Annotated in this window: 14 protein-coding genes; 8 read left to right on the plus strand and 6 right to left on the minus strand. The window is 64.0% G+C overall.

Features of this window, described 5'->3' with window-relative positions; translation table 11 throughout:
• The first annotated feature begins 2 nt into the window (after positions 1 to 2).
• The gene (locus OO12_RS22195; RefSeq protein ID WP_034160948.1) at positions 3 to 1,475 is read left to right on the plus strand and encodes an aldehyde dehydrogenase family protein; all 1,473 of its coding nucleotides are present in this window, start codon (positions 3 to 5) and stop codon (positions 1,473 to 1,475) included.
• Here OO12_RS22195 and gcvA read toward each other — a convergent pair.
• The gene (gcvA, locus tag OO12_RS22200; RefSeq protein ID WP_034160949.1) at positions 1,459 to 2,376 is read right to left on the minus strand and encodes a transcriptional regulator GcvA; all 918 of its coding nucleotides are present in this window, start codon (positions 2,374 to 2,376) and stop codon (positions 1,459 to 1,461) included. The genes OO12_RS22195 and gcvA overlap by 17 nt on opposite strands.
• Before the next feature lie 115 nt (positions 2,377 to 2,491).
• Here gcvA and manD point away from each other — a divergent pair, with 115 nt between their 5' ends.
• Complete coding sequence (gene manD / locus OO12_RS22205) at positions 2,492 to 3,700, plus strand: D-mannonate dehydratase ManD (RefSeq protein WP_034160950.1); 1,209 nt, start codon at positions 2,492 to 2,494, stop codon at positions 3,698 to 3,700.
• Between the two features lie 25 nt (positions 3,701 to 3,725).
• Positions 3,726 to 5,003, plus strand: coding sequence for an MFS transporter (locus OO12_RS22210; protein WP_034160951.1), 1,278 nt, complete (start codon positions 3,726 to 3,728; stop codon positions 5,001 to 5,003).
• Positions 5,004 to 5,023: 20 nt separating this feature from the next.
• Here OO12_RS22210 and OO12_RS22215 read toward each other — a convergent pair whose 3' ends face one another.
• From OO12_RS22215 to OO12_RS22230, 4 genes are read right to left on the minus strand one after another with little or no spacing between them, the layout of a single operon-like run.
• The gene (locus OO12_RS22215; RefSeq protein ID WP_034160952.1) at positions 5,024 to 6,004 is read right to left on the minus strand and encodes a sugar kinase; all 981 of its coding nucleotides are present in this window, start codon (positions 6,002 to 6,004) and stop codon (positions 5,024 to 5,026) included.
• Between the two features lie 16 nt (positions 6,005 to 6,020).
• Entirely contained in the window at positions 6,021 to 6,305 is a 285-nt protein-coding gene (locus OO12_RS22220; RefSeq protein ID WP_034160953.1) for a hypothetical protein, read from the minus strand.
• A gap of 14 nt (positions 6,306 to 6,319) precedes the next feature.
• Entirely contained in the window at positions 6,320 to 7,480 is a 1,161-nt protein-coding gene (locus OO12_RS22225; RefSeq protein ID WP_034160954.1) for a nitrilase-related carbon-nitrogen hydrolase, read from the minus strand.
• A 23-nt stretch (positions 7,481 to 7,503) separates the two neighbouring features.
• Positions 7,504 to 9,078 carry a phytoene desaturase family protein gene (locus tag OO12_RS22230; RefSeq protein ID WP_034160955.1) on the minus strand — a complete coding sequence of 525 codons (1,575 nt, stop codon included), beginning with the start codon at positions 9,076 to 9,078 and terminating at the stop codon, positions 7,504 to 7,506.
• 191 nt (positions 9,079 to 9,269) lie between these two features.
• Here OO12_RS22230 and OO12_RS22235 point away from each other — a divergent pair, with 191 nt between their 5' ends.
• From OO12_RS22235 to OO12_RS22245, 3 genes are all read left to right on the plus strand, one after another.
• A complete protein-coding gene (locus OO12_RS22235; RefSeq protein WP_052216179.1) occupies positions 9,270 to 9,992 on the plus strand; it encodes an SDR family NAD(P)-dependent oxidoreductase in 723 nt (240 codons plus the stop codon).
• Positions 9,993 to 10,032: 40 nt separating this feature from the next.
• Entirely contained in the window at positions 10,033 to 11,160 is a 1,128-nt protein-coding gene (locus OO12_RS22240; protein WP_160296878.1) for a DUF819 family protein, read from the plus strand.
• A 235-nt stretch (positions 11,161 to 11,395) separates the two neighbouring features.
• Positions 11,396 to 12,148, plus strand: a complete 753-nt coding sequence (locus OO12_RS22245) for an SDR family oxidoreductase (RefSeq protein WP_034160957.1) — start codon at positions 11,396 to 11,398, stop codon at positions 12,146 to 12,148.
• 321 nt (positions 12,149 to 12,469) lie between these two features.
• Here OO12_RS22245 and OO12_RS22250 read toward each other — a convergent pair whose 3' ends face one another.
• Complete coding sequence (locus OO12_RS22250) at positions 12,470 to 15,112, minus strand: TonB-dependent receptor (RefSeq protein ID WP_082006726.1); 2,643 nt, start codon at positions 15,110 to 15,112, stop codon at positions 12,470 to 12,472.
• Between the two features lie 362 nt (positions 15,113 to 15,474).
• On the opposite strand from OO12_RS22250, the gene OO12_RS22255 reads away from it, so the two are divergent.
• Together OO12_RS22255 and OO12_RS22260 are read left to right on the plus strand one after the other, a co-directional pair.
• Complete coding sequence (locus OO12_RS22255) at positions 15,475 to 18,687, plus strand: S41 family peptidase (protein ID WP_052216180.1); 3,213 nt, start codon at positions 15,475 to 15,477, stop codon at positions 18,685 to 18,687.
• Complete coding sequence (locus tag OO12_RS22260; RefSeq protein ID WP_052216181.1) at positions 18,687 to 20,057, plus strand: amidohydrolase family protein; 1,371 nt, start codon at positions 18,687 to 18,689, stop codon at positions 20,055 to 20,057. Before OO12_RS22255 ends, OO12_RS22260 begins: the two co-directional genes overlap by 1 nt.
• Positions 20,058 to 20,071: the final 14 nt, after the last annotated feature.

Consider the following 20,071-nt stretch of genomic DNA (forward strand, 5'->3'; position numbering starts at 1 on the left):
CGATGATCGATCTCTATCCCGGCGTCGCCCTCTATCTCGCGCGCCGGCGAGGCCTGTCGCTCGATGGCAAGGAAGTAACCGACCGGGAAGCCTTGCCCTGCTTCGATCCGGCGACCGGCGAGGAGATCGGCGAAGTCGCGCTGGCCACACCGGGCGATGTCGATTGCGCCGCTCGCGCCGCGCATCAGGCCTTCCAGGACAAAAGGTGGCGCGGCAAGACCCCGGCCGAGCGCCAGCGCATCCTGTTGCGCGTTGCCGATCTCATCGAACGCGACGCGGCGCTGCTCGCCGGGCTGGAAACGCTCAACGGCGGCAAGCTCTATGGCGCGGCGTTGCATGGAGAGGTTCCGCACTGCGCCGAGACCTTCCGCTATTATGCCGGCTGGGTGACCAAATTGGGCGGCGGCACCTTCGAGCCCTCGGTTCCCGGCGCCCGCTATCACGCGTTCGTGCGCGAGGATGCGATCGGCGTCGCCGGTTTGATCACGCCCTGGAACGGTGCTTTGGTCGCGGCCTCGTGGAAACTCGCCCCGGCGCTGGCGGCCGGCTGCAGCTGTATCCTGAAACCGGCCGAGCTCACGCCGTTGTCGTCGCTCTATCTCGCGCGCCTCCTGACCGAGGCTGGCGTCCCCGACGGCGTCGTCCATGTCCTGCCCGGCGCAGGTCGCGATATCGGGGCCGCGCTGGTGCGCCACCCGCTGGTCGCCAAGATTTCCTTTACCGGATCCACCGCGGTCGGCGAGCAACTGGTCCGCGAGAGTGCCGCCAACTTCACCCGCCTTTCGCTCGAGCTTGGCGGCAAGTCCCCGGTTATCATCTTCGACGATGCCGACCTCGATCGTGCGATCCCGGCCGCGGCGGAAGCGATATTCTCCAATGCCGGCCAGGTCTGCGTCGCCGGCTCACGCGTCTATGCGCAACGCGCGGTATATGATCGCGTCGTCGCAGGACTTGCCGACCACGCGCGCGCGCACCGATTGGGACCCGGCGTCGATCCGGCAAGCACGATGGGGCCCCTGATCAGTGCGGCGCATCGCCAGCGCGTCGCGGCGATGGTCGAGACCGCACGGTCCGCTGGCGCCGACATCGTCACCGGCGGCGTCACGGTTGGGGACAAGGGCTATTTCTACGCGCCTACGGTGATCGCAGGCGCCACCCAGGACTCGACCATCGTGCAGGAGGAAGTGTTCGGACCCGTTGTGACTGTAACGGCGTTCGACGATGAGGGCACGGCGTTGCGGCTCGCTAACGACAGCCGCTACGGCCTCGCCGCCAGCATCTGGACGCGCGATGCCGGGCGTGCGTTGCGGCTCGCAGAGGATCTTGAGGCTGGCATCATCTGGATCAACGAACACGGCATTCCGGAGCTGGCGATGCCGATCGGCGGCGTCAAGAAATCCGGTATCGGGCGCGAGCACGGGCTGGAAGGTCTCAAGGCGTTCACCGAGACGCGATCGGTCATGCTGCGGCTTTGATGACCCCCAGCCCCGACGATTCCAGTTCGTCCATCAACCAATAGGCAAAGGCCTTGACCGGCGCGGCGTCGGCATCGGCGGTGCGGCAGACGATGTAGTAGGCTTGGTCTGCCGGCATCGTCTCGCTAAACGGACGAACGAGCGCACCGCTCCGCAGCGCCGGCATGACCAACGCGCTTCTGCCCAACGCCATGCCGTTGCCCTCCGTGCACGCCTGCATCACCAGATGCGAATGGTTGAACCCGAAACCGCGACGCGTGCTCACCGACTTGACGCCGTGATGCGCAAGGAAATCCTCCCAGCCGATCGACAGGACGTCGTGGAGCAGGTTGAACCGCTGTAGGTCCTCGAGCCCCTCGGCCGGCGGCACGCCATCGAGCAGTGACGGGCTGCATACGGGAAAGAGCTCCTCCTTGAGGAATTCATAGACATGCATGCCCGGCCAGTTGCCGTCGCCGTAGCGGATTTCGACATCGGCATCGCCGCTACCCAGGACGTCTTCCTCAAGCGGACGCGACAGGAAACGCAGATCGATATCGGGAAAGCGCTGGTGGAAGCTTGCCAAGCGCGGGATCACCCAGACGCTGGCGAAAGAATCAAGCATCGAGACGTTGAGTACCTGCCGCCCCTCGTCGGCAGAGACATCGGTGGTCACGTCGGCCATGATATCGAACGCATCGGTCAGCGGCTGGAGCAGGCGTTCGCCGGCCTCGGTCAGCTTGAGCGAGCGGCTAAGCCGCCGGAACAGCGGCTTGCCGAACCAGTCCTCGAGCGCGCGGATCTGATGGCTCACCGCAGCCTGTGTCACGCATAGTTCGTCGGCCGCGCGGGTGAAGCTCAAATGCCTGGCGGCACATTCGAAAACACGAAGAGCGAGTAATGGGGGAAGTTTACGCGACATCGATCTTGCACCGGATGAGAGCCGCTTATCGGGGTCATAACCAAGGCCCGTTTGTCAGCGCACCGGCCTCCCCATAGGCTCGATCCGGTCCTTACACACACGAGCTCAATCCGCCATGAAAATTATCGGTGCACGCGTCATAATCACCTGCCCAGGGCGCAATTTCGTCACACTGAAGATCGAGACCGATCAGGGCATCTACGGGATCGGCGACGCGACGCTCAACGGTCGCGAACTTGCCGTGGCATCCTATCTCGAAAACCATGTCATTCCCTGCCTGATCGGCCGCGACGCGCATCGCATCGAGGACGTCTGGCAGTATCTCTATCGGGGCGCTTATTGGCGGCGCGGGCCGGTCACGATGTCCGCCATCGCCGCGGTCGATACCGCGCTTTGGGATATCAAGGCAAAGGCGGCGGGCCTGCCGCTCTACCAGTTGCTGGGCGGTAAAAGCCGCGAAGGCGTCATGGTTTATGGCCATGCCAACGGGCGCGATATGGTCGAAGCCTGCGATGAAGTCGCCCGATATCTCGAGCTCGGCTACAAGGCGATCCGCGTCCAGTCGGGCATTCCAGGCCTTGCCTCGACCTACGGGGTCTCCAACGACAAGATGTATTACGAGCCCGCCGATGCGACGATGCCGACCGAGAATGTGTGGTCGACCGAGAAATATCTCGATCATACCCCCAAGCTGTTCGAAATGGCGCGGTCGCGCTTCGGGTTCGACGTCCATCTGCTGCATGATGTCCACCATCGATTGACGCCGATCGAGGCGGCCCGGCTGGGCAAATCGCTCGAGCCTTATCGATTGTTCTGGATGGAAGACGCCACGCCCGCCGAGAACCAGGAGGCGTTCCGCCTAATCCGCCAGCATACCGTGACTCCGCTTGCGGTCGGCGAGGTTTTCAACACGATCTGGGATTGCAAGAATCTCATCGAGAACCAGTTGATCGATTATATCCGGACCACCGTCGTCCATGCCGGCGGCATCACCCATTTGCGCCGCATCGCCGACCTGGCCAGTCTCTACCAGGTGCGCACGGGGAGCCATGGCGCAACCGACCTCTCCCCTGTCTGCATGGGTGCGGCACTGCATTTCGATCTGTCGATTCCGAACTTCGGAATCCAGGAATATATGCGCCACACCGAGGAAACCGATGCGGTGTTCCCGCACGCCTACAGCTTCGGCGACGGGATGCTCTATCCCGGCGAGCAGCCCGGCCACGGCGTCGACATCGACGAAGAGCTGGCGGCACGATACCCCTACGCACCGGCCTATCTGCCGGTGAACCGCCTCGAAGATGGTACGCTCTGGCATTGGTGAGCCGCCGGCCGGGGGGCGGCGAGCCATGACCAGACGCGCCCTGAGCGAGGATCGCCGGTTGCGTTTCGCGGTCCTCGCCATGCTTTACGCCGCGCAAGGGATTCCCGACGCGATGGTGTTGATCGTGTTCCCCGCGTTTCTCGCGGCGCGCGGTGTTGCGCCGGCCGGCATCGGCACCTTTCTCGCGATTGCCATGCTGCCCAATGCCGCCAAGCTGATCATCGGGCCGACCGTCGACCGCTGGGCCTATTTGATGATGGGCCGGCGCAAGCCGTGGATCATGGCGGGCGAGCTGGGCATCGCGACAAGCTTTGGCGCGCTCGCCCTGCTCCCCGACCCCGTGGCACAGCTGCCGCTGTTCACTGCCGGCGCATTCTGCATCACGCTCGCAACCGCCGTCCAGGATGTCGCGACCGACGCGACCGCGATGGACCTGATCCCGCCGCACGAGCAGGGCCGCGCCAACGGCGTGATGTGGGGATCGAAGACGGTTGGGACGGCGGCATTCGCGACGCTCGGCGCCCTGATCCTCACGTACGGCGGGTTTTCCGCCATGGTCGCGGCGGCACTGGCGATCCTGTTGGCCGTTTTCTTCGTCGTGGCGCTGGTACGCGAGCGTCCGGGCGAGCGGCTGCTGCCCTGGACCCGGGGAAATGCTGCGCAGCATGCCAACAATATTCGCCCGGAAAGTGTTCGGGAGATCGCGCGCCAATTGTTCGGTGCGTTGCGCGAGAAAGGTGCCATGCGGCTGATCGGCCTGTCGCTCGTGATCGGCATGCTGCTGGGTCTCGCCGGCGCGATGGCGCCCGTCATGATGGTGCAGAAATTTTCCTGGTCGCCAGGCGACTATGCGCAGCTCCGCGGCACGCTCAAGCTGGTATCGGGTCTTGCCGGCATGGCGATCGGCGGGTGGCTGATCGACCAGGTCGGCCATCGCACGATGCTGTTGCTGTCGCTCGGCGGGATTGCCGCCGCCAATCTCGCGCTCGCGCTCGCCTTTACGCCCGCGGTCGCCACGGCCTATCTGATCGTTTTCGAGTGCTTGCTCGTCTTCGCTTTCATCACCTTCTTTGCCGCCACCATGCAGCAATGCAGCCGTGCGATCGCCGCCACGCAATTCTCGTTCACCATGGTGTGCGGGAACCTCACGATGGCGGCCGGCGCCCGGCTGCTCGGTCCCTTGATGGCGCTGGGCGGGGTACCGGCGGTGACCGTCATGCTGTGCTGTACGGCGCTTGCCGGCGTGGCGCTGTTCGCGCTCATCCCGTCAAGAACGGCGAAGCCGGCGGCGGTCACGCCCTAGACCGGGTGACCGTGCTCCGTTTAGCCGAGAGCAGCAATCACCTCGGCGGCGCGGAACGACGCGAAATCGCCGGCCACGCCATGCTTCATGAGGCAGGTGCGATGCACGAAGCGCGCGACGCGCGCCGTGTCCCAGCCGTTACCGAGGCCGAACAGCACGCCGGCGGCGAAAGCGTCGCCGGCACCAATGCGGTCGACAAAGGGCTCGATCGGGACGGGATCGACCAGGTAATCCTGACGCCGCGTCTGGATTCGTGCACCGAGGCAGGGAGAGCCGCCGGTATCGCATCGCCGGGTCGACGCCACGATTTCAACAGCGTCGAAACACGCGAACAGCCCGCCGGCCGTCTCGCTGTCGCCGATCAACAGGCGCTCATCCATTTCGCTTGCAAAGACCAGGGGCGCGGCCGACGCGAATTCGCGCAGCAGCCCCGGCGCTTCATGCTCGCGCCCCTGCCAAAGTACCGGACGATAGTTGCAGTCAAACGAGATGGGCACGCCCCGCCGCTGCGCCGCGGCAACAGCACCCCGTAGCTGCCCGATCGGACCTGGTCCCAGCGCAACCGTAATGCCCGAAACGTGCAGCCATGCCGCGTCGACCAGGACGCGATCCCAGTCGATCGATGCCGCGCCGGCCGTCGCGAAGGCGGAATGGGTACGATCATAAAAGAACCCGCCTTCGCGTCCGTTCCGGGGCGATTCGAGATAGAAGGTTCCCATCCGACCCGGCGCGCGAACGCACCCGGCAGCACAGACGCCGTGCGCCGCGAGGGTATCGGCCGCTCGATCGCCCAACACATTGTCGGGCAACACACTCGCCATCCGTGCCGGGCAGCCGAGCGACGCCAGTCCGATCGCGACATTGGCCTCGGCGCCAGCGACATGGATCGCGAAGGCGTCGCTGGCGCGCAAGCCGCCGCCGCCGCCGCCGCCGCCGCCGCCGGGCGAATAGCGCAGCAATATCTCGCCGAAACTGACGACGGGCTTCAGCGGCGGCGGCATGGGTTTGCGGGCCGTGTCACCACGGCTTGTTGAGGCCGACGCCTGCGCGCCGCTGCACCCACGCGTCGCCGGTTTTCCGGTTCGGCCCACCCAGGACGGCGACCGGCAACAAGAGGACAAACCACCAGGCGGACGGACTGCGGAGCAATGCGCCGAGCGACCGCAAGGCGTCGCGCGGGGTCACCGTCACTTTGGTGGCGATGGTGCTATCGGCGCTGCTCTCGATCACGAGATTGCGCCCCGACCGGCCGATCCGGCCCACGCCGAAATCGATATCGGCAAGCGAACTGACGACACGCATTCGTTCTGCTCCGATCAGTCGTCGCGCTTGAGCGTGCCGATTGCCTGGGCGGCCCTGACGCGCCGCTCATGCTGGTCGGCCATATCGTCGACCGTCATCCCGGCAGGCGGTGTGAACTGGCCGCGGCCATAGAGGTCGCGGAACACTTCCTTCACGGGCCCCATCTTGTCGGCAAGGGTCCGCGGCGGCCGGCCGCTCGGGAACTGATTGGCCGGATAGATCGGCTTTTCGTAGATTTGACGGAAGCCCTCGGTGCGGACGTCCACCCAGGTATTGTGATTGCAGCGCGAGCGATGCTCGCGCAGGCTCTCGATATCGATCGTCACGCCGAGCACCTGCTCCTGCGGATAGGGTGCGTGGCGCAGCACCATGCCGGTATAGTCGATGCCGAAGCTGCCGCCGGGACAGAAGGCCCGCGGATAATAGGCATAGTCAACGGTGCCCCAGTTCGATCCCAGGACATAGGCCATGTTGTCATGCGCGCGCGTGCGGCGGGTGAACATCCAGAAGTCCCAGGGCTCAGACACGCCCTCCACTTCCTGGAGCGCGACTGGGTGGCAGATCACCTCGGCGCCGTTATAGCCCAAGGCGCGCGAGACTTCGGGCGTGCAGCCATCGTGGCACGTCATCGTGCCGAGCTTGCCGATCTCGGTGTCGATCACCGGGAACAACTGGCTGATATCGCCACCGAACACCGCGCGATATTCGTCGAATATGTCGTGCGGGCTGGTGCCAAGGCCGATCGAGGCAGGAATGTGCCATTTATGATATTTGAGGACGACCTCGCCGCTCGGCCCGATGATGAAGGCGGTGTTGAACCAGCGGTCGGGGAATTCGGGGACCTTCTCGATAACACCGCCGCCGGCAATATAGATGCCATATTCGCGCGCCTTGTCGCCGAGCCGCTGCATTTCGGGACCATCGAGCGTGATCGCCTTCTTCATGAAGCTGTCGATGCCGTGCTCGCCCTTGCCGGGCGTGGTGACGCCTTGCATGAAATATTCGGGAAACACGGCAAGCTTTGCCGGCAGCTCCCAGAAATACCCCACCCCGAAATCGATCATGTTGAGCGCCCGGTCGAGATTCCTGGTGATGTCGTCGCGGTCCTCGGCGACGTGGACGTGCGGCTGGATCACCAGCGCGGTATATTTGTCGATCTTGTTGGCAGCGGTCATAATTCAGTCCTCAATTTAGTCTGTTACCAGAAGTCGGCAGGCTCGATTCCCATGTCGTCGAGCATCACCCGAGCGGTGATCGTGCCGGCGGCGGAAATGCCCCCGCCCGGGTGGCAATGCGGGCCGGCCATGTAGAGATCGCGGATCGGCGAGCGGTAATGCGCAAAGCCTGGGAATGGCCGGAACGCGCCCAGCTGGGCAGCGATGCGTTCGCCGCCGTTGGTCGTGCCGTCGACGAAGCTCGGATTGGCGTCTTCCAGGGTTTGACGATGCTGGACGTACATGCCCAAAATGGTCTCGTCGGTAATGTTGGGCGCGTATTGCCGCAGCTTGGGCAGGATGACCTTGCGCGCATAATCCTCGCCGATCTCGGCCCAGGTGCGACCGTCGGCGAGCCAGTTGGAGACATAGGTGTCGACGATCAGGGTGTGCTGGCCGGCAGGCGCGCGCGTCGGATCGAGCTTGGTCCAGCACGCCGACCAGAGGAAAGGATCGCTCGGCGGCTTGCCGGTGGCGAGTTCCGCGTAGAAATTGATCATCTGATCCATCGAATCGACGATGCGGTGGAACGGGCACGCGCTCATGTCGGCGCCGTTGAGGAACTCGGGCGCCTCGCTCAGCGCGAGCTGCGCCCGGCAGATGCTGATCTTGCCGAACGAGAAACTCCTGACCATCGCCGCGAAGCCGGGCTCGAGATGATCCTCGCCGACAAAGCGCAGGAAGGTCTGCTTGGGTTCGAGCGCCGACACCACGGCACGCCTCGCGACGATCCGTTCGCCGTTCTCGAGCTCGACGCCGGTGGCGCGGCCATCCGAAATGACGAACTTCGCGACCGGCGCCTCGCAGCGCACGACGCCGCCTTTCGCTTCGACATAGCGCGCCATCGCCTTAGGCAATTCCATGCTGCCCCCCTGCGGGATGGCTTGCCCGTAATAGTGGATCGCCGGGATCATGATGTAGAAGGATTGTCCGGCACCTTCCTGGTCGGGAAGGATCTGCGGCGCGAGTGCCCAGTTGAGCATCACCGCCTTGACGAAATCGTTTTCGAAGTTCGCCTCGACCCATGCGCGCGCCGACATCGAGAACTCGCGCAGGCGACGAAGCCCCGCCTCGCTCGTCTCGAGCGCGCTGGCCAGCGCCGATGGCGCCGATGGCGGCGAGAAGAACGCCTTGATAAAGCCTTCGCGCACTTGCTCGAAATCGGCATAGACCGCGCGGTAGCGCTCGGCGTCCTTCGGCGAATAGGCGGCGATCGATGCGCAGGTCTTGTCGATCGACTTGTAGATGACGATGCCCGGCCCGCCATTCTTGTCGGGATGCCCGGTGATATGATCGGCTGGCTCGATATAGGTGAGCCCCAGCGCCTCGAGCTCAGGACGCATTTCCTGGAAGTCGGGATTGCACTGAATCCAGACGTGCGACGAGCCGTAGAGATCGTGTTTGAAGCCCGGCAGGGTGACTTCGCGCGTGACCGCGCCGCCGCCGACCCATGGATTGCGCTCGACAACGCACACGCTCAACCCCTTGCGTGCGAGTGTCGCCGCGCAAGCCAGGCCGTTCACGCCCCCGCCGGCCACAACGACATCAAACTCAGACATACCGATGAACCTTGTTTCGCCCTGTTCGGAAGAGACCGTATCGCGACGGTGCCGGCCTGGAAAATTAGCGAAAATGGGGTGACCGATTAGGAAAAGTCATCTGCGGATCGGAGGCGTTCGGGCCTATCCCCGGAGACCATGAAGTATAAAGCCGCAAACGCTTGCATGGTCGCTGCGGCAAGGGAGAGAGCATGCGATCCATCCTCATCAGCGGTGCCTCGCAGGGGCTCGGCGCGGCATTGGCAGGCGCATTTACACGACGCGGCGACCGCGTCTTCAGCGGGGTCGATACGCGGCGCGAGGGGATGCCCGACGACGTGCCCCTCAACGTGCGCTGGCCCGACAGCGTGGAGAAGGCGGTCGACGAGGTCGCCCGAACCGCCGGGGGCATCGATATTCTCATCAACAATGCCAGCATGCATTTGCACGGTTCGCTCGCGACCTTGGACCAGGATGCGTTCAAGGAAACGCTCGACGTCAACCTGCTCGGCGCCTGGCGGCTGACCAAAGCGGCGTTGCCGCATCTGCGTGCCGGCAGCACGATTGCCATGATTTCCTCGCTATCGGCGCTGGTCGGGCTGCCGGAGGACGGCGCATACGCCGCCAGCAAGTTCGCGCTCGAAGGCATGAGCCAAAGCCTTGCCGCGGAACTCGCGCCGCTCGGCCTCCGCGTACTCGTGTTCGAAGCCGGCCGGATCGACCAGGAGTTTCCCGGCGCGAGCGGGGGTGAGGCGCCCGAGACGATCGCCGAGGATATCGCAGCGTTGATCGACCGTCGCGACACGCCGTTTCGCAACCCGATCGGGAGCACAGCCCGCGACGTCACCGCAGCGTTGGGTGCCGACGATGGCTCGCGCGCGGCCATTATCGCGCAGGGTGTGGCGCGACGCGGGACAGTCGGGCACCAAGACTAACGGGGTGGCCGGCAACGACCGGCCAATACGGGGGATCAAGATGGCTATCGCACCTGACAACTACCCTGCACTTCTCGCCATATTGCTGGGCCTTGCCTGGCTGGGCTTCTGGAGCGAGCGGCATCCGATCGCGTGCCGGATTCCAGGTGTCGTCTGGATCCTCGGCGGCGGAACGTTACTTTCCAACTTCGGGCTCATCCCGCACGCCTCGCCGCTTTACGGGGCGATTGGCGGCTATGTCATGCCGATCGCCATCCCCTTGCTGCTCTACAAGGCGACCTTCGCCAAGATCCTGGGCGAAAGCGGACGCGTGCTGCCGCTCTTCTTCATCGGGGCGATCGGCGTCTGCCTCGGTGCGCTGATCGCCGCGCAGCTTCCAGGCTTGGGGGGCCATGGTCCGCAGGTAGCGGCCACTTATGCCGCCGCCTGGATCGGCGGCATGACCGACATGGTGGCGATGGCCGAGATCACCGGCCTGCCCAAGGACGAATTCGCCGTCGCGGTGAGCGCGAGCGCGCCGGTGAGCATCATCGGACTGATGATCCTCGTATCACTGCCCAATATCCCATTCGTCCGCCGGCTGATCCCTTCGCCCATCGCGGACGGTCAATCGGGAGGGCACGAGTCCCGCGACGAGCCAGCTGCAGCCGAACTCAACATCGCGCATATGGCCGGTGGCCTGGCGCTGAGCGCAGCGATCTGCTGGGCAGCGCTGGCCCTCACCCGGATCACCGGGCACGAGAATTACAGCCTGTTCGTCGTCACGCTGATCACCGTTGTCCTCGCCAACATCGTCCCCGGCCCCATGCGCGCGCTCAAGGGCGACTTCGAGCTGGGCATGTTCATCATGTATCTGTTCTTCGCGATGATCGGCGCGAGTACCGACATGACGGCGTTCCTCACCGCGGCACCGATCTACTTCGTGCTCGGCCTGGTCGTGATCCTCGTCCACATCCTCGTGGTGCTGGTTGCCGCGCGGTTACTGCGTGCCGATCTTGCCGAGGCAATCATCGGATCGGGCGCCAACATCGTGGGCGCGGCCGCAGCGGCGGGCATCGCCACGTCGAAGGGCTGGAAATCGCTGGTGACGCCTGCGATCGCGACCGGCATGCTGGGTAAGGCGATCGCTAATTTCTTCGGGGTCGCGGTGTTCCACCTCCTGTCGTGACCGACATCGCCATGCGGATCGCGCGCCCATGCGCGTTGCTCGGCATGCCGCCCGTCAACGCGAGGCTGGCACGGCGACGCCCATGTCAATTCTGGGCGTCAAATCAGTCCGGCCATCGCGACTTCTGGTCGGCCTGTCCGGATGGACGCAGCAGCCCAGTTTAAAGACATGAAACGGGACGCCCTCGCCCGCAGAGCGCTCTACCTGCCCTAACTCCCCAAGGTGGAGCTATGGAATGAAACTGATCGACGGCAAGGTGGCCATCATCACAGGTGCGAGTTCGGGGATCGGGAAAGCGGCCGCAACATTGTTTGCCGCAAACGGTGCGGCTGTCGTGCTGGTTGCCCGCCGGCAAGATGCTCTGGACGAGTTGGTTCGCGACATCGAGGAACGCGGCGGCCGAGCACTCGCCGTTGCCGGAGATGTGACACAAGAACGCACCCACCAAGAGGCCGTAGCGGCCGCGCAATCGACGTTCGGCGCCTTGGACATCACCTTCAATAATGCGGGCTTGGTGGGAGCCATGAAACCGCTGGCCGAGATGGAGCCCAGGCAATGGTCGGAGGTGCTGGCGGTAAATCTGACCGCAGCATTTCTTGGAGCCCGCGTACAGATTCCCGCCATGCTTGAGCAGGGATCGGGAGTACTGGTATTTACCGGTAGCTTCGTTGGGAACAGCGTAGGCCTGCCGGGCATGAGCGCCTATGCGGCAGCCAAGGCGGGCCTTATGGGGTTGGTGCGCGGCATAGCGGCGGACTATGGTGCAGCGGGTATCCGCGCAAACGCTCTCCTCCCTGGCGGCACCGCAACCGATATGGCGGGCGATGCCGCCCAGCGCGAATGGGCTGCTGGCCTGCACGCGATGAAGCGGATCGCTGAACCTGAAGAAATAGCCAAGGCGGCGTTGTTCCTCGCCAGCGATATGGCGAGCTTCATCACGGGCTCTGCCTTGTGGGCCGATGGCGGTAACGCAGCGGTAAAACTCTGACGATTCTCGGTGCCCGCCCCCTTTTCGGGCGAGCGCCTGGAAGCCGACGGACTGAACACCATCAATAGTGGCCGATCACCACGGATTTGGACAAGTGAGCGCTTTTAGGAACATCTCGCCGAGTCTCCAACGGCCGAGAGTCACGTATCCGCCTGGCTATTGAGAAGAGCAGACTTTCCGTTAGCCGACCGTCCCCCACGCCAGTGACCAAGAGCCGCCCAACGTTGCCGACACAATCCGTCACGACGAAAAAGAGGCCCGCCCCAGGAAGGGGGCGGGCCTCAGGGGAGGAGCGCGCCTAAGGATTGCGGACTCCAGGGATTAGAATTCGGACGTCCAGTGAATCGCCCAAGTCCGCGGATTGTAGGTGAGCTGCGGACCGACGAAACTGAACCCTTCGACCGCAGTGTAATATTTGCGGTTGAGCAGGTTGTTGACCGTGAAGATCAGACGGTTCTTGCCCCAGGTTTGCGACAGGCGCAGGTTGAACAGGCTGATTGGCGCGACGCTTCCCGGAAAGCTTTGCGTCGCCTGTTCGACCACACCCAACGAGGTCCCACTGCGATAGCTCCAGTTGAGTCCGATTGAGCCTTCGCCGCCAAGCAGACGGAACGTCTCGTCGATATTGGCGGATGCCGTCCAGGGCGGTGCGTTGCCGATCCGGATACCGGCAAGGTTGGTCTGGGTACCGTTGATGAGGCCGGATCCGCGCACATATTTTGCGTCGAGATAGCCGACCGACCCTCCGATCGTCAGCCCGCCGACCGGCCGGGCGCTGGCGGAAAGTTCGAACCCGCGAGACCGCGCCTTTGGCAGATTGGTGACTGAATCGACCTGGAACTGCTGCTTGCAGGTCGACAGATCGAGCGAGGCGGTTACCGGGACAAGCTCACCCGAAGGCAATTGGCATAGCCCCTGCCGTACGAGGAATTGATAATCCTTCCACTCCATGTCGAAGACGGCCGCCTGGACGAGCAAGCGACGGTCCAACATATAGGCATTGCCGCCGACCTCGAAGTTCCACAGTTTTTCAGTGCCGAAGGTGGACGAGCCGCCAATGCCGCTGTCCGGATTCGCCTGACCACCCGCTGGCTTGTAGCCCTTCGAGACGCTGGCATAGAGCGACGTATCGCTATTGGGCTTCCAGTTGAGTGCGACGCGCGGCGAGAAATCGCGGCCACTTCCCTCGGCATAACGGCCGGTCAGCTGTTCGTATCGCCCACCGGTCACGACATAGGCGCCGCGGCCCGCATCCCAATATTGCGGCAGGCCGCCGCGATTGGCGAGGAGTTGCTGTGCCGGCGTAAGCACGCACGGCCCATTGCCTGCCGCCACCTGCGAAGTATCGAGCGGATCGCCAGGCAGCCGGCGTGCGCACGCCGCATACACGTCGCTCCAGCGATTCACGCCTTTGTCATAGGAGTAGCGGCCGCCAAGGATCAGCGAGACCTGCGAGGTGACATGCCATTCGACGTTGGCAAAGGCGGCCCATCCGTTGACGGTGTTCTGGATCCGGTTCTCGTTGGCCTTGTCACCGGGTGCCCATGGCCCGAGAACCTGCTCGATGAGGATTTGGTTGATCGCGTCAAAATGCTCGCGATAGACAATCCCACCGATCGTCCAGTCGATCGGGCTGTCCTTGCCGATCGAGGACAGGCGCCCCTCGAAACTCCAGGAATTGGTCTTGAACTTACCGAGCCGGTTGATCGCGTTGATTCCCGACCGGTCGAGATCGAGAAACTGGTCCTGGCTCGACTGCGAATAGCCAGCGATCGCGGTGAGCGCGATCGCGTCGCTGAGTTCGCGATAGACCTTACCGATGACCAGCGTGGTGCGGTTATCGGTATGATCCGGCGTGTCCTGGTAGACATAGCGTTCGTTGTTGGGGAAAGCCGACACCGGCTTCCCACCAAGCTGCGGCTGCGTTCCGCCCGGGCCGGATGCGACCCAGTCGGTGAACACGCCATTAGGATTGTAGCAGCCGATGCCGCCGAGCAATTGCGGCGTCGCCAGATTGTACGGCAAGCCGAACGCGCCTTGGTTGATGCAGCTCGAAAGCTTGGGCTGGATGCCCGAATTGTCGAGCGTGTAATTGGCCTCGAGATCGATCGTCGTGCGCGCATCGGGGCGCCAGCGCAGCTGGCCGCGCGCATTGAGATATTGCGCGTCCGAGCCGCCGCCGGCCGGACCCAAATTGCGGATCGGTCCCTGAGTCGTCGATCCATTGATCGAGACGCGCGCAGCCAACCCGTTGGCGATCTTTCCGTTGACGACGCCGCCGAGCTCATAGGTATCGAACCGTCCGATCCCGGCATCCACTCGACCGTAGAATTCTTCGCTCGGCTTCTTGGTGCGGATGTTGATCGCGCCGCCTTCGGAATTGCGCCCGAAGAACACGCCCTGCGGACCGCGCAGGATCTCCACCGCCTCGACGTCATAGATATCGGGGTTGGCCTGGCCGGACGCGAGCGTGCCGGCGGCGAACTCGTCGACATAAGTCGTGAACGCGCTTTGGGTCAGGACCTTTTCGCTGCTCTTCAGGTCCGATATCCCGCGAATGGCGATAACCACTTCGCGCGCGCCGTTGCGCCCGCCCTGCTGAAACGAGACGTTCGGTGTCTGGAGCAGATAGTCCTTGGCATCATTATATTGCGCGGCCTCGATCGCCTTGGAATCGAACACCGTCGCGCTGACAGGGACATCGAGAATGGTCTGGGGGCGACGCTGCGCAGTGATCACGATGTCGCTGCCAAGATTGTCCTGGTCCGGCGCCGTCAAAGCCTGTGGCTTGTCCTGTGTCTGCGGCGCGGTCTGCGCTTGTGGGTTGGGCTGGTCGGATGCGCCCGGCTGCTGTTGAGCAAGGGCCGGCGAGGCAATACCGATCGCCAATGCCCATAAAGCAGCCGTCGCGCCTGCTTTACCTAGGCGCGCGCCATCACGTCCCTCGAATGACTTACTTTCCATGACACCCCTCCCTGGGCTGATATTGTCTCAGTCCTCACCCCCTTTCCGTCTCGGCATCGCCCCGTACTCAGCGCAACTGGCGCGAGCAGGATGGATATTTCCGAACTGGGCTCCGGGTTAAGGAGGCCCGGAAACTCAAGCACCGCCCCGTCACCCACAATCGAGTAAAATTCATTCAGAGGATTATCTGACCTAATGACCACTCCCGTGCGGCAAGTTCTGCCCCGGCGGGCCTATTAGCTAGGCTTATCTTTTGACTTAGCAGCATTTGATTGTCGGCCCCGACCTCGCTTCTAGGTTCTGTCGCTCCACCCGGTTCGATCCGAAGACCGAGGGGTTCATGAACATGAGGGGAGCGGGTCATGCGCGTCAAAACGCTTTGGGCAGCAGCAACGAGTATCGTCGCGCTTGTAGCGAGCACTGCGGCCTATGCCGACGAAGCGCGACTGATGCGCTATCCCGATATTGCCGGTGACCGGATCACGTTCGTTTATGGCGACAAGCTCTGGGTCGCCGATGCAACGGGTGCCAACGCGCGTGAGGTGCCGAGCACCGGCACGCAGCTCAGCCGCCCGCACTTCTCGCCGGATGGCAAGCGCATCGCCTTCTCGGCAAACATCGACGGCAATGTCGACGTCTATGTCGTCAGCATTGGGGAGACGGCAGCACCGCGTCGACTGACCCATCACCCCGCCACCGACCTGGTCGTGGATTGGGATCCGAGCGGCAGGAATGTGCTGTTTGCCTCAACCATGACGAGCCCCCGCGCGACGTACGACCAGTTGCAACTCGTTCCCGCAGACGGCGGTCTTCCCGTCCGCGTGCCGCTACCTTATGGCGAAACCGCAACCTACACCGAAGACGGCGGCAAGCTGCTCTTCACCTACAAGCGCGATTTTCAGGAGGAGGCCTGGAAGCGCTATTATGGTGGGCGGGCGCCCGATATCTGGTCGTTCGACCTCAAGACTGGCCAAACGACGCAGCTGACCAACAGCCAAGCGTCGGATTCAATGCCGATGCGGGTCAATGGCCGGACTTATTTTCTGTCCGAGCGCGATGATGCCGGACGATCAAATATCTGGGCGCTTGACGCGCGGGCGGGCGCCCCGGTCGAGCTGACCCATTTTGTCGACACCGACGTGCGTCGCCCGGCGACCGACGGCAAGCGTATCATTTACGAAGTCGACGGCCGCCTCGAAATTCTCGATCCCGCATCCGGCAAGACATTGCCTGTCCACATCACGATCGACCGCGCGAAGGTCGCGCCGCCGGCGAAGCCGATCCCGGTCGGGGATCGCATGGTCAACGCCGCGCTGAGCAACGACGGCGGCGTCGTGCTCGAAGCGCGCGGCGATGTCTTCGCCTATGACGCCGCAGGCACCGCGGTGGTTGATCTGACCCCCGACACCTCGGGCAGCGCGGAGCGGTTTCCGCGGCCAAACGCCAACGGCGATATCGCCTTTCTGAGCGACCGGGGCGGCGAATATGCGCTGTATGTGCGCGCAAAAAAGGACGGCAGCGTCCGCAAGATCGCCGACTTCGGCCCGGGGCTGCGCTACAGCCCTTTCTGGTCGCCCGACGGCCGCCTCATCGCGCTCTACGATTATGAGGAAGTCCTGTGGCTGGTCGACGTCTCGACCGGCGAAAAGACCCGCATCGACCAGGGGAAATGGTGGTATCATACCGAGCTTCTCGACCAACGCGTCGCCTGGTCGCCCGATGGTCGCTGGATCGCCTATTCGCGCGGGCTCGAAAACCGCAACAACGCCATCTTCCTCTACGATGTTCGCGCGCACCAGCGACATCAGGTGACGTCGGGCGCGTTCAACGACTTCGGCCCGGTGTTCGATAGCAGCGGCAATTACCTGCTCGCGCTCTCCAGCCGCAAATTCGATCCGACCTTCGGCGACGGCAATATCGACAATACCTGGACCTATGCGCCGAATACCGTCGTCAGCGTTCTGCCCTTGATGACCACAGGACGCGCGCCGGGCCGGCCCGACTGGTCGATGCCGGCGACCCGCCAGGCCGTCGACATCGATTTCGACGGTCTTGAGAGCCGCCTTGCGCTTCTCGAGGCGCGTCCCGGCGATCTCAACAGGCTACAGGCAGTCCCCGGCGGGTTCGTAGTGCTGCGCCAGGGGTCGGGCCCTGACGCCAAGAACGTGCTGGAACGCTATCGTCTCGGCAAATCCGACGGCAAGCCGCTCCAGACCGAGACCGGTCTCGCGCTCGCCGATGGTGACGGCGTACGCCTGCTGACCAGGGTCGACACCAAATTGAGCGTGATCGACCTGAGCGACGATACGCCGCGCAAGCTGGACGATAACAAGCTCGTCGCCACCGTCGACCGGCGGGCCGAATATCAGCAGATGTTCAACGACGCGTGGCGCTACGGCCGCGACTTCTATTACGATCCAGGGATGAATGGCGCCGACTGGGTCGCCGCGCGCAAGAAGCTCGGCGCACTGGTGCCTTATGCGGTGATCGACGACGACGAGACGTTCATCGTGCGCGAACTGATGGGCGAGCTCAACGGCGGCCATGTCTATGCATCGGCAACCGCCCCCCGACCCCGCAGCGATGCGCAGACCGTCGGCATGCTGGGGGTCGATTTCGAAGCGGCAGGCGGGCGGTACCGGATCGCCAAGATCTATCGAACCGGATCGCGCGCCTATGACGTGCGCTCGCCGCTCGACGATCCCTCGCTCGGGGTTCATGAGGGTGACGTCCTGCTGTCGGTCAACGGCAAGCAACTCGACACCGGTACCGACCCCTGGGCGGCGTTCATCGGGCTGGCCGGCAAAGACGTGAAGCTCGAGTTCGCGGCTGGATCGGCCGACGGACAGAAACGCGAGATCACCGTGAAGACCCTGACCAGCGAGCGCAAGCTGCGCGAGCTCGCCTGGGTGGAAGAAAACCGCAAGAAAGTGGACGCGGCGAGCGGGGGTCGCGTGGGCTATATCTACGTCCCGAATACCGGCGCCGAAGGCCAGAACGAACTGATGATCCAGTATCGGTCGCAGTTCGCCAAGGATGCGCTGATCGTCGATGAACGGTTCAATACCGGCGGCGCGTTGGGCGACCGGATGATCGAGCTGCTCAACCGCCCGCCCCTCGTCATGTTCCGCGCCCGCAACAGCAGCGACTATCCGCTCCCCGAGCTCGCGCATCGCGGACCCAAAGCGATGCTGTCGAACGGCTGGAGCTATTCGGGCGGCGATGGTTTCCCGTTGCTGTTCAAGACAGCGAAGCTCGGGCCGCTCATCGGAACGCGGACATGGGGCGGATTGATTGGTCCAGCACTGTCGCTGCCGCTGATCAATGGCGGCTTTATCTCGGCCGCCCCGCAGCGGGTCTATCGCATCGACGGCCAATGGGCCGAGGGCAATGAGGGCGTCCACCCGACGGTCGAGGTCGACAACAACCCCGGCGAGCTCGCCCGCGGTGTCGATACTCAGCTCGATACCGCAATCCGGATGATGGTGGGTGCGATCAAGCCGCTCCGCCCGATCACGCCGCCACCTTTCCAGAAACCCGGGGACTGGAACCCGGCCAAGCGGGAGAAGAAGTGATGAAGAAGCGCCTGATGATGCCGCTGCTTGCGGCCGCTGCCCTTCTGGTTCCGATCGGGCAGCATCTCGCGGCCGCCCAGACGGTCGGGGCTCCAGCGGCGCCCGCCGCCAGCGAAGTCACCGTGATCCATGCCGGCTGGATTCTGACCGTTCCGGGAAAGCCCCCGCTCAAGGACGCTACCATCGTCGTGCGCGATGGACGGATCGCCAGCATCGAATCAGGATTCCTGACGCCGGCCGCGGGTGCGGGCGAGGCCGTCGAAACGATCGAACTGCGCGACGGCTTCATCCTGCCCGGCCTGATGGACATGCACGTTCATCTGTCCGTCGCGACCGGCGATGACAAGGCGCTGCGCCTGCGCAACGTGTCCGATGAACTGGCGGGCAGCACCGGAGCCAACCGCGACGACGTCACCGCGCTGGTCGACTCGATCACCAATGCCCGCAAGACGCTGATGGCGGGCTATACCACCGTGCGCGACCTCGGGAGTACGGGCTGGCACATTGCGGCGTTGCGTGACGCGATCAACTCGGGTCGACTGCAAGGCCCCCGCATTTTCGCCGCGATGAACATCATCCATCCGGGATCCGACGACGATCCCGGCGCTTGCAGCGGCGTGGAGAACTGTATTCGCGCGACGCGCCGGCAAATCGACATGGGAGCGGATGTCATCAAGGTCTATGCCTCGTGCAGCGGCAGCAAGCCGTGCGGGCGGCAGGACGCACCCGGCACTTTCCTTCCGGAAGAATTGAAGGCGATCGTCGATACCGCGCACACGCGCGGCTTGCGGGTCGCGGCGCACGCGCACAGCGAAGCGGCGATCCGCGAAGCATTGCTCGCTGGCGTCGACTCGATCGAGCACGGATCCTATACGCCCGCCGACGCGATCCCGCTGCTCCTCGCGCGCGGCGCGTTCCTCGTGCCGACGCTATCGGTGCAGGACAATATCCGCCGCGACATCAAGACCGCCAAGGGCGATATGCGCGATGTGATGGCGAACTTCCTCGCCAATCACGGGCCACGTATTATGGCGGCCTATCGCGCCGGCGTGAAAATCGCCGCGGGCTCCGATGCGGGTATCGCGATCCACGGCAATAACGCCCGCGAGCTCGAGCTCTACGTCCAGGCAGGGATGCCGTCGATCGACACGATCAAGGCCGCGACAGTCAACGCCGCCGCCTTGCTCAATCGCACCAAGGATCTGGGTACGATCGAGCCGGGCAAGATCGCCGATATTATCGCTGTGCGCGCCAATCCCGTCAGCGACATCACCGCGCTTCGCCTGGTGCGCTTCGTGATGAAGGAAGGCGTTGTCTATCGCAACGACACGGGCGTGCCACCGCTCCTGCGCAAACCGGCTGCCCCGTGACGCCCGCCGCCCGC

It is taken from the genome of Sphingomonas sp. ERG5 (assembly GCF_000803065.1).
GTDB lineage: Bacteria > Pseudomonadota > Alphaproteobacteria > Sphingomonadales > Sphingomonadaceae > Sphingomonas.